This is a genomic window from Lacrimispora sp., from assembly GCF_046972725.1.
GTDB lineage: Bacteria > Bacillota > Clostridia > Lachnospirales > Lachnospiraceae > Lacrimispora.
Window position 1 is genome coordinate 789,832 of record NZ_JBKVXF010000001.1, and the last position, 14,471, is coordinate 804,302.

At 43.9% G+C, this 14,471-nt stretch carries 15 protein-coding genes and 1 riboswitch; of the genes, 1 reads left to right on the top strand and 14 read right to left on the bottom strand.

Annotation, left to right across the window (positions count from 1 at the left end):
* Positions 1-66: 66 nt before the first annotated feature.
* The 8 genes from ACLTWA_RS03950 to ACLTWA_RS03985 all read right to left on the bottom strand — a co-directional run bounded on the left by ACLTWA_RS03950 (position 67) and on the right by ACLTWA_RS03985 (position 7,208).
* Complete coding sequence (locus ACLTWA_RS03950) at positions 67-429, bottom strand: hypothetical protein (protein WP_412326255.1); 363 nt, start codon at positions 427-429, stop codon at positions 67-69.
* Between the two features lie 181 nt (positions 430-610).
* Positions 611-922 (bottom strand): hypothetical protein, encoded by a 312-nt coding sequence (locus tag ACLTWA_RS03955; RefSeq protein ID WP_412326256.1) that lies wholly within the window; start codon positions 920-922, stop codon positions 611-613.
* A 76-nt stretch (positions 923-998) separates the two neighbouring features.
* Positions 999-1,757: a 4-hydroxy-tetrahydrodipicolinate reductase gene (gene dapB / locus ACLTWA_RS03960; protein WP_412326257.1), complete on the bottom strand. Its 759-nt coding sequence runs from the start codon at positions 1,755-1,757 to the stop codon at positions 999-1,001.
* Positions 1,758-1,787: 30 nt separating this feature from the next.
* Positions 1,788-2,672 (bottom strand): 4-hydroxy-tetrahydrodipicolinate synthase, encoded by an 885-nt coding sequence (gene dapA, locus ACLTWA_RS03965; protein ID WP_412326258.1) that lies wholly within the window; start codon positions 2,670-2,672, stop codon positions 1,788-1,790.
* A 152-nt stretch (positions 2,673-2,824) separates the two neighbouring features.
* Positions 2,825-3,000, bottom strand: a riboswitch (Lysine riboswitch).
* A 23-nt stretch (positions 3,001-3,023) separates the two neighbouring features.
* Positions 3,024-3,527, bottom strand: coding sequence for a cob(I)yrinic acid a,c-diamide adenosyltransferase (locus ACLTWA_RS03970; protein WP_412326259.1), 504 nt, complete (start codon positions 3,525-3,527; stop codon positions 3,024-3,026).
* A 127-nt stretch (positions 3,528-3,654) separates the two neighbouring features.
* Positions 3,655-4,281 carry a single-stranded DNA-binding protein gene (locus tag ACLTWA_RS03975; protein ID WP_412326260.1) on the bottom strand — a complete coding sequence of 209 codons (627 nt, stop codon included), beginning with the start codon at positions 4,279-4,281 and terminating at the stop codon, positions 3,655-3,657.
* A 201-nt stretch (positions 4,282-4,482) separates the two neighbouring features.
* Entirely contained in the window at positions 4,483-6,324 is a 1,842-nt protein-coding gene (gene typA, locus ACLTWA_RS03980) for a translational GTPase TypA (RefSeq protein ID WP_412326261.1), read from the bottom strand.
* Between the two features lie 227 nt (positions 6,325-6,551).
* Positions 6,552-7,208 (bottom strand): YigZ family protein, encoded by a 657-nt coding sequence (locus tag ACLTWA_RS03985; protein ID WP_412326262.1) that lies wholly within the window; start codon positions 7,206-7,208, stop codon positions 6,552-6,554.
* A gap of 179 nt (positions 7,209-7,387) precedes the next feature.
* Between ACLTWA_RS03985 and ACLTWA_RS03990 the strand changes: the two genes are divergently transcribed.
* Positions 7,388-10,045 (top strand): transglycosylase domain-containing protein, encoded by a 2,658-nt coding sequence (locus tag ACLTWA_RS03990; RefSeq protein ID WP_412326263.1) that lies wholly within the window; start codon positions 7,388-7,390, stop codon positions 10,043-10,045.
* A gap of 111 nt (positions 10,046-10,156) precedes the next feature.
* Here the strand turns inward: ACLTWA_RS03990 and ACLTWA_RS03995 are convergent, their stop codons facing one another.
* The 6 genes from ACLTWA_RS03995 to thiS all read right to left on the bottom strand — a co-directional run bounded on the left by ACLTWA_RS03995 (position 10,157) and on the right by thiS (position 14,361).
* Positions 10,157-10,969: a HesA/MoeB/ThiF family protein gene (locus ACLTWA_RS03995; RefSeq protein WP_412326265.1), complete on the bottom strand. Its 813-nt coding sequence runs from the start codon at positions 10,967-10,969 to the stop codon at positions 10,157-10,159.
* A gap of 81 nt (positions 10,970-11,050) precedes the next feature.
* On the bottom strand, positions 11,051-11,398 hold the full coding sequence (locus ACLTWA_RS04000; RefSeq protein ID WP_412326266.1) for a rhodanese-like domain-containing protein: 348 nt from the start codon (positions 11,396-11,398) through the stop codon (positions 11,051-11,053).
* A gap of 31 nt (positions 11,399-11,429) precedes the next feature.
* Positions 11,430-12,017, bottom strand: coding sequence for a thiamine phosphate synthase (locus tag ACLTWA_RS04005; protein ID WP_412326267.1), 588 nt, complete (start codon positions 12,015-12,017; stop codon positions 11,430-11,432).
* Positions 12,010-13,263, bottom strand: coding sequence for a 2-iminoacetate synthase ThiH (thiH, locus tag ACLTWA_RS04010; RefSeq protein WP_412326269.1), 1,254 nt, complete (start codon positions 13,261-13,263; stop codon positions 12,010-12,012). Before thiH ends, ACLTWA_RS04005 begins: the two co-directional genes overlap by 8 nt.
* A gap of 57 nt (positions 13,264-13,320) precedes the next feature.
* Complete coding sequence (locus ACLTWA_RS04015) at positions 13,321-14,097, bottom strand: thiazole synthase (RefSeq protein ID WP_412326270.1); 777 nt, start codon at positions 14,095-14,097, stop codon at positions 13,321-13,323.
* 69 nt (positions 14,098-14,166) lie between these two features.
* Positions 14,167-14,361 carry a sulfur carrier protein ThiS gene (gene thiS / locus ACLTWA_RS04020; protein ID WP_412326271.1) on the bottom strand — a complete coding sequence of 65 codons (195 nt, stop codon included), beginning with the start codon at positions 14,359-14,361 and terminating at the stop codon, positions 14,167-14,169.
* Positions 14,362-14,471 lie beyond the last annotated feature (110 nt).

Sequence of the window (14,471 nt, forward strand, 5' to 3'; positions counted from 1 at the left end):
CTGAAAATAGGAATGCAACTGATTTTCTTATTATAAATACTAATGACCACTATGCGGTTCTGTTTCTCAATCAGTTTCTTTAAAGACTATGCGTTCTACTTTCTGCCATAATTCCACCTTGCCTTCTTTAATATCCAGAGAAAATCCACGTTCTTTTGTTTCTCCTGCATCTCCATGATACAAATCACCTTTTTCCTTCTCAAGTTTCATCTCCCTGCTGACAGTAAGGAACGTCCGTGCCTCATCAAGAACCGCCTGTCCATAATCCGGAATTAAAACAGCCGCTTCCAGACAGGCCAGCAAAAAAAGCCAGGCCACACAGCCTTGCGGGTGCCTCCCTTTCTTTTTTACGGACCACCGGAGCTGTCTCCATGGTTTTCTTTTGTTATTATACCGTTGAATTTTAAATAAATCAAATTTCTCTGTCACGAAACGCCGGCCTCCTGACATATGGATTGGCTCACTGGATACGAAATCGAACTATTGATTCATGAAGGGTTAAAGGAACGGATGAAAAATACAAAAAGATATGTTACAACCTATTATAACTCATTATAAAAAAAGCTTCAAGCATAAAATACTGCCTGAAGCTTTTTCCTTATGATTCAGCTTATTGTGCCGCACTTGTGCTTTCAGTGGTTGGCTGACCATTGCTTTCGCCTGTAATACTGTCTACACCTTTTTCAACATCATTCACAACTCCGTTGATGACTCCGGTGCTTTCTGTGCTGGAATCACCGGCTTTAGAAGTTGTATCAGCTTCGGTAGTGGCTGCTTTTGTCGTTGCTGCAGATGTCTGAGCTGTACCGCCTGTTGTGGCTCCGGAATTTCCGGTATCTTTCTGAGTCGTTCCACAGGCAGTCAATGATATAACTGCCATAATTACAAGAAGTGTTAAAACAAATGGTTTTATTCTTTTCATAATACATTCTCCTTTCATTTTCTATCATTAGTATGTGTAAAGGACAAATGAATTATGGTGGAAGATTTTGGAAAATTTAGGATTCGATTACATCTTTCATGGAATACAATCCCGGCCCTTTTCCTGCCAGGAATTTTGCTGCCGATACTGCCCCCTGTGCAAAAATCGCCTTTGAATATGCCGTATGGTTAAAGGTAACCACTTCATCTTTACCTGCAAAAATCACGTCATGCTCCCCTACTATGGTGCCTCCGCGAACCGCCTGAATTCCGATTTCTTTTTTATCCCTGGCTTTTCGAACCTGGCTTCTGTCATAAACATAATGATATTCCTGATCCATAGCTTCATTAATGGAATCAGCCAAAGCCAAGGCAGTTCCGCTGGGAGCATCTAATTTTTTATTATGGTGTTTCTCTAAAATTTCTATATCAAATCCGGCAACGGCAAGTATCTGAGCCGCATCCTTCACAAGCTTCATAAGCAGATTCACACCCAAAGACATGTTGGCCGAACGAAGTACTGCAACATGACCAGATATCTCTTCTATCCTTTTTATCTGGTCTTCCGAAAGTCCAGTCGTACAAACCACCACAGGAATCTTCTTTTCCATACTGTAATCAAGAAGTCCATCCACTGCCTTTGCGGAAGCGAAATCCACGATCACATCTGCCGGAACATCACACTCCTTTAAAGATGGAAAGACCGGATACGGATTTGCTTTCGTATCGTAAGGATCGATTCCTGCTACGATCGTAATGTTTTTTTCTTCTGCTGCCATTGCGGTAATCACCTGCCCCATTGCCCCGTTGCAGCCGTGCATTATCATCTTAATCATGTTTTCCTCCATAGGTATATCTTTCACGAATTATAAAATTCCATACGCTTTCATGGCATTTTTCAAGCGTTCCTGATTCTTTGGTTCCATCTCTGTCAGCGGCAGACGCAGCGGGCCTGCGTTCTTGCCCATAAGATTTAAAGCAGCCTTTACCGGAATAGGATTTACTTCACAGAACAGGGCATTGATCAGTGGGATCGCATCAAGCTGTAATTTGGCACTGCGTGTCACATCGCCGTCAAAATATGCCTGGCAGATCTCATGAGTCTGGGAAGGTGCAATGTTTGAAAGTACGGATATAACACCTTTTCCGCCCAGTGCCAGAATGGGGACGATCTGGTTGTCATTACCGGAATAAACATCCGCTTTTCCATCGGTAAGATACATAAGATCGGCAATAGAAGAGAAATCGCCGCTGGCTTCCTTTACACCTAAGATATTGGAAACATTCCGGCATAAGTCTGCGATGGTTTCTGCTGCAATATTCACTCCGGTTCTTGAAGGTACATTATATAAAAGGATTGGGATCTTAACCGCATCAGCAACCGCTTTAAAATGCGCCTTCAATCCGTTCTGAGTCGCTTTGTTGTAGTATGGAGACACTAAAAGCAGTCCATCCGCTCCGCAGTTCTCCGCTTCTTTGGACAAATAAATTGCAGTATCCGTACAATTAGAACCGGTACCAGCAATGACCGGTATCCGCTTTTTCGTCACTTCGCAAACGTATTTGATAACCTCCAAATGCTCTTCGTGAGTCATCGTAGAAGCTTCTCCGGTAGTTCCGCAAGCGATGATGGAATCCGTTCCCCCTGCAATCTGCTCTTCTACCAGCTCTTCCAGCTTCCCGTAGTTTACTTCCCCATTCTCTTTCAGTGGTGTAATAAGCGCAACACCGGCGCCTTCAAAAATTGCCATGATCTAATCCTCCTGATCCATTTTATCATACATAGTAAACCTTCATCCGTCATCGCAGCAGCCGCTAAGAAGCCTGTGGCTGGCCGTACACGAAAAAACAGAGCTGACAACGGGGTCAGCTCTTAAAGCCCAGAATTTGGTAATATCATCTCTCTTTAAGTAGCTCCCCATCCGACTTGGATGACAGTCATATGGCTCTTAACCATATGCCCAGAACAAGTACGCTCAGGCCGTACCGTTCTTCGGCGTCTCTTCCTTTCCCCTGTCCTCACCTGCACCTGATACATCGGACAAAGTACTTATAAGCAACGCAACCTCTACTTTATTATGTATGTTTCCATACTATCATTATTATTTTGTGTTGTCAACTTTAACATGGTTGATTTCCAGAATACTGTCTACGTAAGGCTCCATTTCTTTGGAAAACACCTTACCGGTCAATATGATCTCCATATCATCAACTTTCGTCTGAAGCAGCTTAACCAGTTCTTCTGCTTCAATAATTTTCTGATCCAGTATCCCTAAAATTTCATCAAGGATCAGCAGATCACATTCTCCGGTGGATACAACTTTTCTGGCAAAATTCAGACCATTGCGGATATTCATCCGCTCTTCATCCTGCTCTTCCTTTGTCAGGTTTTCAAAAAAACCATCACACTTTTCAAAGCGGAATATCTTCATCTCCGGTTCCAGACGTTTCATAATTTCAAAAGATCCACGCCCTGTACAGCCTTTTAAGAACTGTATGACAATAACACTCCTGTTCTTCATCAGAGCTTCGATTCCCATACCTAATGCAGCCGTGGTCTTTCCTTTTCCTTCGCCGCATATAACCTGTATCGTACCTCTATTCATCCTTCAGCACCTCATAACAGCTAAAATGCAATAACTTACATATTACGTTAGAACCTGCTTATCGTATCACAAAATTAACTATTTTGCAAGTTTTCTTACCATTTTCTTAATATAATTGCAACAGAATTTACTCTGCACATTCCAGCTTGCTGACAGAGACTTCGTATGCGATTCGCTTTTCGCATTCTGTCTCACTCAATTTTTTGGTATACTCTCTGCTTTGGACTCTTCCCCATACTTTCACTCTGGTTCCCACCGAAAATCCAGACGCGTATCTGGCATTTCTTCCCCAGGCAATACAGGGTATGTAATCAGACTTTCCGTAAGGCCGGTTCACGGCCAGCAGCAAATCGGCGATTTCCCTTCCAAGAGGAGTCTTTCTGTAAATAGGAGCTTTGCATATGTATCCATCCAAAAAAATCTGATTGGTTTTTGTATAATCGGTAAATTCTTCCATAAAATGAACTTCTCTTACAAACACGGAAAGTACCAGTCGATTCTTGGTTCCTTCATGGCGGTTGTAAGAGCGGAACTGGCCCACTGCTTCTACCGTACAGCCGCTGTAATCTCCAGTCACATCAATGAGACGTTCTGAGACCATTAACGGAATAACATCGGCCTGATCACTGAGACGGTTTACTGCCATATCCACCATATAGAATCCTTCTCCAAATACCTCATGGCTGAAGGTGAAGCCGGAGATAATTTCTCCGATAACGCTTACTTTGTTGTTTTCAATCATTTTTTCTGACATTGTATTTCTCCTCTTCTTTCACTTATTTGCTAATACGCTTCACAGCTATTATTAAATTTATGTGATAGAATGCTCTAAAATGATAAAAAACAATCCAAAAATATCGACAGGACCAGGCATAATGAACAAAAATAATGGAGAATGCCGCGAGATTGCCGAATATTCGGCGACCTGAGTCAGCATCCTCCATTTTATTACATATTATCCCAGAGATTTTTTATTTGAAGCAGACCTTTTTCTTAAGGTAGGGTCTAAAACTTTTTTTCTGATACGAAGACTTACAGGGGTGATCTCCAAAAGTTCATCCACATCAATAAAATCAAGGCACTGTTCTAAGCTCATTTCCTTCGGTGTGGTCAGCTTAAGCGCATCATCGGCACCGGAAGAACGTGTATTCGTCAGTTTTTTTGCCTTGCAGACATTAATTTCAATGTCTTCTGCTTTCGGATTCTGTCCAATGATCATACCGGAGTATACCTTAACTCCTGCTCCGATAAATAAAATTCCTCTTTCCTGAGCATTGTAAAGACCGTAAGTGATGGATTCACCTGACTCATAAGCGATCAGAGAACCGGATTTTCTATAGGAGATCTCTCCCTTATATGGTGCATAACCGTCAAATGCCGTGTTCATAATACCATTTCCCTTTGTATCTGTCATGAACTCCCCACGGTATCCGATAAGACCTCTGGAAGGAATGGAAAACTCCAGTCTTGTATAGCCACCGTTTGCCGGACTCATACCCTGAAGCTCTCCTTTACGGCTGGTAAGCTTTTGAATAACAGCTCCGGTAAATTCCTCAGGTACGTCAATATAGGCGATTTCCATTGGCTCCAGCTTTTGGTTTCTTTCGTCATAACGGAAAAGAACCTCTGCTTTGCTGACAGCAAACTCAAAACCTTCTCTTCTCATATTTTCAATTAATACGGATAAATGAAGCTCTCCACGTCCGGAAACCTTAAAGCAGTCCGGAGATTCTGTCTCTTCTACGCGAAGGCTGACATCCGTATTCAGTTCACGGAACAAACGCTCCCTGAGATGGCGGGAGGTAATGAATTTACCTTCCTGTCCTGCAAGAGGACTGTCATTAACCATAAAGTTCATGGCAATGGTGGGCTCAGAGATCTTCTGGAACGGAATCGCTACAGGATTTTCTGTGGAACAAAGGGTATCACCGATATGAATATCGGCAATGCCGGATATGGCAACGATGGCACCGATGGCAGCTTCCTGAACCTCTACCTTATTAAGACCTTCGTATTCGTAAAGTTTTCCTACCTTTACTTTGCGGAATTTGTCAGGTTCATGATGGTTTACAATCACGCATTCCTGATTGACCCTGATCTTGCCATTATCCACTTTCCCTACGCCGATACGGCCAACGTATTCATTGAAATCAATGGTACTGACTAACAGCTGAGTGGATGCATCCGGGTCGCCTTCCGGAGCCGGAATCTGATCAATCACTGTCTGGAATAAAGGAGCCATGTCCACATCATCATCATCAAGGGCTTTTTTCGCAAATCCTGCCTTTGCCGATGCATAAAGGAATGGGCAGTCAAGCTGCTCTTCACTGGCATCAAGATCCATTAAAAGCTCTAATACTTCTTCCTCCACCTCTTCCGGTCTTGCTTCCGGACGGTCGATTTTATTGATACAGGTAACAACGGAAAGTCCCAGTTCCAGGGCTTTACGAAGAACGAACTTGGTCTGCGGCATAACGCCTTCATAGGCATCTACAACAAGGATTACGCCGTTTACCAGCTTTAATACACGTTCCACCTCACCACCGAAATCCGCATGTCCTGGGGTATCGATGATGTTGATTTTTGTACCTTTATAATGTACGGCTGTATTCTTTGATAAGATCGTGATTCCACGCTCTCTTTCAATATCATTGGAGTCCATAACGCGCTCCATAACTTCCTGATTATCACGGAAAATTCCACTTTGCTTTAACAGAGCGTCAACCAGTGTTGTTTTACCGTGATCGACGTGGGCAATAATTGCCACATTTCTTACGTCTTCTCTTTTCATTTTCATAAAATGTACTCTTCTTTCTCTTCTTTCAACAAAGAATGCACTCCAGCCGCCCAAGAGGCAAAAAGCCAGAGAACATTTTTATAATACAGACAAACTCATGTCCATACCATAAAAAACTAAGGACCGGTTCTGTCCTTAGTTCCATTAACATTATCACGATTAGTTAGTATAACATCATGTATTTGATATTGCAAGATTTTTTTCCTGTTTTTTTTACATCTGCATTCCTATTCTGGAAATAAAAGTACTTCTTTGTCAAGTATGCTGTAATAAACCTCTTCCAATTCAAGAATTTCCGCTTTTCCGCTTGTTGCTTCCGTTATTTCTGCTTTTAACTTCCCTGTTCTCTCATCGGGCACAAGAATTATAAGTTCTACCTTGTCCGTATACTGGCTGTCTAAGGTTGTGATTTCCTGCTGTCCTAAAAGATACTGGATCTTGCCGATTCCATTATAATCGGTGGCTACGGCAATCTTTTTAGCCGGTTCAACGGTCAGCACCGTGCATGCGGTAAGCCCTTCCTTTACAGCTTTTGAATAAGCCCGCACAAGCCCTCCTGTGCCAAGCAGAGTCCCGCCGAAATACCGGGTCACCACCACACATACATTTACAACCTGTTCCCCTTCTAAAACATCAAGCATGGGCTTTCCTGCGGTCTGGCTTGGTTCTCCGTCATCGCTGCAGCGCTTTTCTTCTCCTTTTTTACCAATAATCCACGCATAGCAGTTATGTCTGGCATCCCAATATTTTTTTCTCATTTCTTCTATAAAAGCCTGTGCTTCATCCTCCGATTGCACGGGCTTAAAATTAGCGATAAAGCGTGATTTCTTCTCCGTAATCTCTCCGGTTCCACCTTCGTATAAAATACGGTAAGCTTTTCTCATAAGCAGCCTCTTTCTAATCTCTCTGTTATTTCCTGGGGTATAAAAATTTCTCTCATTATATCCAAAAATGGCAATCCAATCAAGCTTTCATGTATATTTCCCCATTTTTTCTCCGAAAATGGTAAGTGTTGAATTGCTATACAATTTTTGGTATAATGAACCGGTAAAGGAGGTTTCCTATGAATTACGGCAAGCAAGCGACAGAGAGGAAAATTCGATCTGCCAATTCAAAAGCAAGGAAATACACCACCAAGGTTTTTCTGGCTTTTATTAAAAGTCTATTTGTGCTGTGCCTGTTCGGCGGTATCGTAACCGCCAGCGTTTTAATCGGCATGGTAAAAGGAATCATAGACAATGCTCCTGATGTAGATATTTCAACCATCGTCCCAAATGAATATGCATCCACGGTCTACGACAGTGCAGGAAACGTCACCGAAACCCTGGTGACTGCAGGTTCTAACCGGGAAGAAGCTACTTATGAAGAACTACCGAAAAATCTGATAAATGCTTTTGTTTCCTATGAAGATTCCCGATACTGGGAACATAACGGAATCGATCTGCGTTCCATCTTACGTGCCGCAAGAGGTGTTTTGACCGGTGATTCCTCTGCTGGCGGAGGAAGTACCATCACCCAGCAGCTGATCAAAAACAGTGTCTTTGGCGGCGGTATGGAAAAAAGCTTCGGCGAACGGCTGGAGCGTAAGCTTCAGGAATGGTTCTTAGCTGTCAAGCTGGACGGTGCCATGTCCAAAGAACAGATCCTTACCAATTACTTAAATACCATTAACCTTGGCAATAACACCCTTGGGGTGAAGGTGGCAGCCAAGAGGTATTTTAATAAGGATGTAAAGGATCTAACGTTGTCCGAATGCACGGTTTTGGCAGGAATCACACAGAATCCTTCCAAATTCAATCCTATCACCGGTCAGAAATCGAACGCTGCCAAGCAAAAAGTAATTCTTCAGTACATGCTTGACCAGGGCTATATTACAAAGGAAGAGGAGGAACTCGCTCTTTCTGATGATGTTTATTCCAGAATCCAGAATGTGGACATGGCAGCCAAGGAGATTTCCACTCCATACAGCTATTTTACGGATGAACTGGTGGAACAGGTCATAACAGCCATGAAGACTCAGTTAGGTTATACGGAAACTCAGGCCCACAACATGCTCTACAGCGGCGGATTGTCTATTTATACGACACAGGATCCCGGCATTCAGTCCATCGTTGATGAAGAAATCAACAATCCAGATAATTACTCGGCCGCCCGTTATTCCATAGAATACCGGCTTTCCGTCACTCATAAGAATGGCACTACCACGCACTATTCCGAGAAGAATATCCATAACTATCACAGAGAAAATGTGGATTCCGGATTTGACGGATTATACAACACGGAACAGGAAATTCAGGCAGACATTGACGGATATAAGGCGGAACTGATAAAAGACGGAGATACCATTTTGGGAGAAAGCCTTCATAAAACGCTGGAGCCTCAGGCTTCCTTTGTCATTATGGATCAAAGAACCGGGGAAGTGAAAGCCATCAGCGGCGGCCGTGGGCAAAAGACAGCCAGCCTGACGTTGAATCGTGCGACCAATACGTTCCGGCAGCCCGGCTCTACCTTTAAGGTGTTGACAGCCTTTGCTCCTGCCATTGATACCAGTGGAGCTACCCTTGGAACGGTTTATTACGATTCCGTCTACCGGGTGGGTAAAAAAACCTTCTCCAACTGGTACAGCTCAGGCTATCAGGGCTACTCCAGCATCCGGGATGGGATCGTCTATTCCATGAACATCGTGGCAGTCCGCTGTCTGATGGAAACAGTGACTCCGCAGCTGGGCGTGGAATATGCAAAGAATTTCGGAATCAGCTCCTTAACAGATACGGATTACAACCCGGCTCTGGCTCTGGGCGGTATCACTAAGGGAGTATCCAATCTGGAACTGACAGGTGCTTTTGCCACCATAGCCAACGGCGGAGTGTATACAAAGCCTGTATTCTTCACTAAAATACTGGATCATGACGGCAACGTCCTGATTGAGAACAAACCGGATACTCACCGGGTATTAAAAGATTCCACTGCATTTCTTTTAACGGATGCCATGGCCGACTCCATGAAAAGCAGCAGAAAGTTCTCAAGCAACGGACCGTCTTCCACCAGTACAGCGGCAAGCATACCCGGTATGTCGGCTGCCGGAAAAAGCGGAACCACAACAGCAAACAATGATATCTGGTTCGTTGGGTATACGCCTTACTACACTGCCGGAATATGGGGTGGATGTGATGACAACCAGAAACTTACCAAACAAAACGGAGGAACCTCCTTCCACAAGGCCATCTGGCGGAAAATCATGACCCGGGTTCATCAGGGTATGTCAGATCCGGGCTTTGCCGTACCAGACAGCATTGAAACTGCTCAGATCTGCCGGAAATCCGGTAAACTGGCCGTCAAAGGAGTCTGTACCGAGGATCCGAGAGGGAATCCGGTATATACAGAATATTTTGCAAAAGGAACGGTTCCCACTGATGTCTGCAACAATCATGTCCGGGCAACGGTTTGTGCGACTTCTCACAAACTTCCTACCCCCTATTGTCCGGAAAGGACCACTGCTGTTTTCATGGTATTGCCGGCCGGGGAAGAAGGAACCACGGATGATTCAAAATATGCGATGCCGGGGTATTGCACCATTCATACGGCAAATTCCATTATTATCCCACCGGGGAATGTTCCAGATAACCCGGGAGCATCAGAAGATATTCCTCAGCAATATGGACCAGGGGCAGCGCCTCAGGCGCCACAATCACCCGGAGGATTCTGGCCTTGGGGATACTAAAGAATATGGATTGATTCCAGATTGGGAAGAAACAAAAGACGGAGGAGAGGGCATTCGGCAGAAAGCTCTCCCCTCCGTCTTTCGTTTTGGCTGGGTTTATGTTTGCAGTCCTTACAATTTACAGAATGACCGGGTGTATAAGGCTGCATTCTTCTTTACGTCTGTGATCCGGGGAGGATTGCCGCAGACTTTGCAGGTTTTGTTGGGAGAATGGCAGGTTATGGTTCGGAAATCCATTTTTAAGCCATCAAATACCAACATTCGACCTATGAGTAGTTCACCGGTCTTTAATAAATATTTTAGAGCTTCGAGAGCTTGCAGGCTTCCTATAATACCTCCCATGGCACCCATGACTCCGGCCTGAGAACAACTGGGGACTGCGTCTTCTGGGGGGATTTCCTCAAATACACAGCGGTAACAGGGGCCTTTTTCCGGCACATACGTCATGAGCTGTCCTTCAAACCTTAGAATTCCTCCGTGGGTAAATGGTTTTTTTGCGATTACACAGGCATTGTTTATCAAAAACTTTGTTGGGAAATTATCGGTTCCGTCAATGATGAAATCGTATTCTTTAATGATATCCATAATATTATCCGGCTGAATTCGGACCGGATGGGTCTTTACGTTTACCCCCGGATTGATTTCCTGTATGGTTTGTCTGGCGGATTCTGTCTTATAACTTCCCACTGCTTTTGTTTTGTGGATAATCTGTCTTTGGAGATTGGATAATTCCACCTTGTCATTGTCTGCGAGCCCTATGGTTCCAACACCGGCAGCGGCTAAATAAAGTGCTGCCGGTGCTCCCAGTCCGCCGGCACCGATGATTAAAACCTTGCTCTCTAAAAGAGCCTTTTGCCCTTTCACACCTACATTTTTCAATAACATATGTCTGGAATAGCGTTCAACTTCCTGTGGTGAAAACATTGAATCTTAACCTCCCTATAATCTTTCCTGTCTTAGCGGACGGACGTTTGCTCTGCATAAAGATTTTGCAACTTTATTTTATTATCTGTCACTTATCATCCGGGCTTTTAGCCAGCCGCAAAAACCATCTTTTAAGTTGTAAGCCTCATATTCTGCATCTGTAAGTAATTGTACAATCTCACTGCTTATCTCCCCTTTTTGACAATAGACAATTAAAGCCTTGTCCCGGGGGATTTCGTAAAGCTTTGCGGCTTCTTTCGGGAACGGAACGTTGACGGAGCCAGGTATATTGCCTTTCTGGAAGACTACAGAGTCTCTTATATCTATCATTAAAAAATCTTGTCTTTCAAACAGTTTCAGCTGGGTCCAGCTTACATTTTTCCCGTTTTCCTCCTCAGGGAACAATCTTTTATTAATTCCGATCTGCATTTGATTCCTCTTTTCCTACATTTATTTATGATTACACGCCGTTTACCAGTTCCGCTGGATTGCTGCTTTTCATAAACGGAGACATCATACAGACTCCGGCTGCACCCGCTTCCAGACATTGTGAAGCGTTTATCCTGTCTATGCCGCCTAATGCGTACACAGGGATAGAAACCGTGCTGCAGACTTCTTTTAAATAAGATAGACCCCGGGGTGGAACCCCCTTTTTACAATCCGTTTGAAACACATGGCCGGCCGTGATATAGGTGGCACCTAACGACTGCGCTTCCAGAGCTTCATCGACAGAATGCGTGGAACAGCCGATGATAAGAAACCGTTCCTTTGCTTCACGGTAGACCTCTCTCAGCTGCACAAGGGGTAAATGAATGCCGCCCGCTTTCTGTTTCTCTGCTGTCATTATGTAGGTATGATAAATGCAGGGAACCTGCCTTTTTCTGCAGATTTCAGACACCTTAGAGGCCAATTCCTCATATTCCTTTTCAGATAAGTCCTTTTCCCTTAAAATAACGGCTTCCGGCCCTGCGGCTGCAATTTTTTCTATCTGCCGGAGAAAATCTGTCCCGGCAAGGCTGCGGTTTGTAATACATAGAACTTTAGACATAGATGTAATCATTTAAAACAGGCTGCAGACCTTTTGATTTGATATCGCGGTACATCGCATCCAACGTTCTTTCATCAGCAATTTCAAACTGCTCATCTCCTGCGTCCTGTTTATCCTTTCCTTCATATTTATTTTCGTGGTCCCCGATTCCTGTTGATACTCCGGCTGATACCTTTGTTGCAGCAATTTTAACGATTCCATTGCGAAAATCACTGCTTTCTCTTGAAGATACCGTGATTCCCACATAGGGCAGAAAAATACGGTAAGCGCACAAGATCTGACACAACTGTGTTTCATGAACATCCAAGGACCGGATATCCGTATTGTTGACAATCGGTCTTAGCCTTGGGCAGGATAAGGAGAATTCCACGTGAGGGTACTTCTTTTGGAGACAGTATACGTGCATTGCAGTTGCAAGCGCATCCTTACGAAAGTCCCCAAGTCCAAGCAGGGCAGACATACCTACCCCTCTCATTCCTCCCATAATCGCCCGCTCCTGTGCTTCAAAACGATAGGGATAAATCCTTTTGCGCCCCAGTAAATGCAGCTTTTCGTATCGGTCTGAATCATAGGTTTCCTGGAAAACCGTTATGTAATCCACGCCGCACTGATGCAGATACCCATACTCAGCCACATTGACCGGATATATTTCAAGTCCTATGTTTCGGAAATACTTTTTCCCCAACCGGCATGCCTGGGCAATGTATTCCACATTGCTTTGTTCCGGGCTTTCTCCCGTAAGGATCAGTATCTCTTCAATACCAGAATCAGCAATCACTTTCATCTCCTTCTCGATTTCCTGCATGTCCAGCTTTTTACGATTGATGTTATTATAGCAGTTAAATCCACAGTAAACGCAGTAGTTGGTACAATAATTGGCAATGTAGAGCGGCGTAAACACATAGACGGTATTGCCAAAAAACTTTCCCGTCTCCTGCCTGGCCCGCAATGCCATTTCCTCCAGAAAAGGCATTGCAGCCGGGGATAAAAGAGCCTTAAAATCTTCGATGCTGCAAGTTTTATGGAACAATGCTCTCTTTACATCCTCCTGATGATAGCGGCTGTAATCAAAGGAATTCATGGTTTCTGTGACCTTTGACATAATGTCAGACGATATCTGGTCCATACCGGGCAGATATTCCATATGATTGGTCCGGCTGGCCGGATCTTCCTCTAATAAGTGTTTCTTTTTACTTGCGGCCGGACTTAACCGGCCGGAATCTATAAAAAAGCTATTTTCATTCATTCTGTTTCACTCCCGATTTATCTTACTTACGAAAACCATCTTATGATTCAAAGTCTTTCATGAATCCCTTAAAAATCCTGTTATCGGGTCAGAAGAAGCGGCTCCCCGTTCCAAAACTCTTCCAAGACCGGACAGATATGCCTTTCTCCCGGAGCATACCGCCTGCTTAAAAGCTGCTGCCATCAAGGGAATGTCTCCGGCTGTTGCAATTGCGGTGTTTGCCATAACAGCCGCTGCTCCCATTTCCATTGCCTGGCAAGCTTCTGATGGTTTGCCGATTCCGGCATCCACGATAATCGGAACATCGATTTCATCAATTAGTATCTGAATGAATTCTTTTGTGGCAAGGCCCTTGTTTGAGCCGATAGGAGCTGCCAGCGGCATGACAGAAGCCGCTCCTGCATTGACCAAATCCCTGGCCGCATATAGATCCGGATACATGTAAGCCAGTACAATAAACCCTTCCTTTGCCAACTGTTCGGTGGCCCTGACCGTTTCTGCATTATCTGGAAGCAGGTATTTGGTATCCCTCATAATCTCTACTTTTACGAAATTTCCGCAGCCAAGTTCTCTTGCAAACCTTGCTATTTTCACTGCTTCTTCTGCATTTCTCGCTCCAGACGTGTTGGGAAGCAAGGTTACTTCCTTCGGAATGTAATCGAGAATATTTTCATTTTCTTTTGTATTTGTTCTGCGTACTGCCAGTGTAATCATTTGTGCCTCTGCACATTCTATTGCAGCCTTTATCAGATCCAGAGAATATTTTCCTGAACCCAAAATAAATCTTGAAGAAAATTCCTTACCGCCTAAAACCAATAAATCCTGATGTTTCATATAATTTGCTCCTATTCGTATGTAATCAATTTTTATACCCTCATATGGTTTGTTCCAGTAAAAGAAACATCAGCCGCCTCCTACAAGTGAGACGACTTCAACTCTGTCGCCCGGCATTAAAACAGTCGCGCTGTACTGGACTTTTGGAACAATCTGTCCATTTACCGCAACTGCAACCCGTTCCAAACGATAGCCGTTATTTTTAAGGCAATCACTTAATAACTGGTTATCTGCCAGAACCTCCATTCCATTAATACGAATCACAAGCTCACCTCCTTTGCAATAAAAAAGGCCGCACAAAAAGCTACACCCTAGGTGGTGTACCCCTTTATGCGACCAAATGTCAACATAGAACTTGTACTATTAATTTTTAT

Coding starts and splice junctions, on each gene's coding strand:
- ACLTWA_RS03955 (WP_412326256.1), bottom strand. CDS start 922: ATGAAAAGAATAAAACCATTTGTTTTAACACTTCTTGTAATTATGGCA.
- dapB (WP_412326257.1), bottom strand. CDS start 1,757: ATGATTAAGATGATAATGCACGGCTGCAACGGGGCAATGGGGCAGGTG.
- dapA (WP_412326258.1), bottom strand. CDS start 2,672: ATGGCAATTTTTGAAGGCGCCGGTGTTGCGCTTATTACACCACTGAAA.
- ACLTWA_RS03970 (WP_412326259.1), bottom strand. CDS start 3,527: ATGAATAGAGGTACGATACAGGTTATATGCGGCGAAGGAAAAGGAAAG.
- ACLTWA_RS03975 (WP_412326260.1), bottom strand. CDS start 4,281: ATGTCAGAAAAAATGATTGAAAACAACAAAGTAAGCGTTATCGGAGAA.
- typA (WP_412326261.1), bottom strand. CDS start 6,324: ATGAAAATGAAAAGAGAAGACGTAAGAAATGTGGCAATTATTGCCCAC.
- ACLTWA_RS03985 (WP_412326262.1), bottom strand. CDS start 7,208: ATGAGAAAAGCTTACCGTATTTTATACGAAGGTGGAACCGGAGAGATT.
- ACLTWA_RS03990 (WP_412326263.1), top strand. CDS start 7,388: ATGAATTACGGCAAGCAAGCGACAGAGAGGAAAATTCGATCTGCCAAT.
- ACLTWA_RS03995 (WP_412326265.1), bottom strand. CDS start 10,969: ATGTTTTCACCACAGGAAGTTGAACGCTATTCCAGACATATGTTATTG.
- ACLTWA_RS04000 (WP_412326266.1), bottom strand. CDS start 11,398: ATGCAGATCGGAATTAATAAAAGATTGTTCCCTGAGGAGGAAAACGGG.
- ACLTWA_RS04005 (WP_412326267.1), bottom strand. CDS start 12,017: ATGTCTAAAGTTCTATGTATTACAAACCGCAGCCTTGCCGGGACAGAT.
- thiH (WP_412326269.1), bottom strand. CDS start 13,263: ATGAATGAAAATAGCTTTTTTATAGATTCCGGCCGGTTAAGTCCGGCC.
- ACLTWA_RS04015 (WP_412326270.1), bottom strand. CDS start 14,097: ATGAAACATCAGGATTTATTGGTTTTAGGCGGTAAGGAATTTTCTTCA.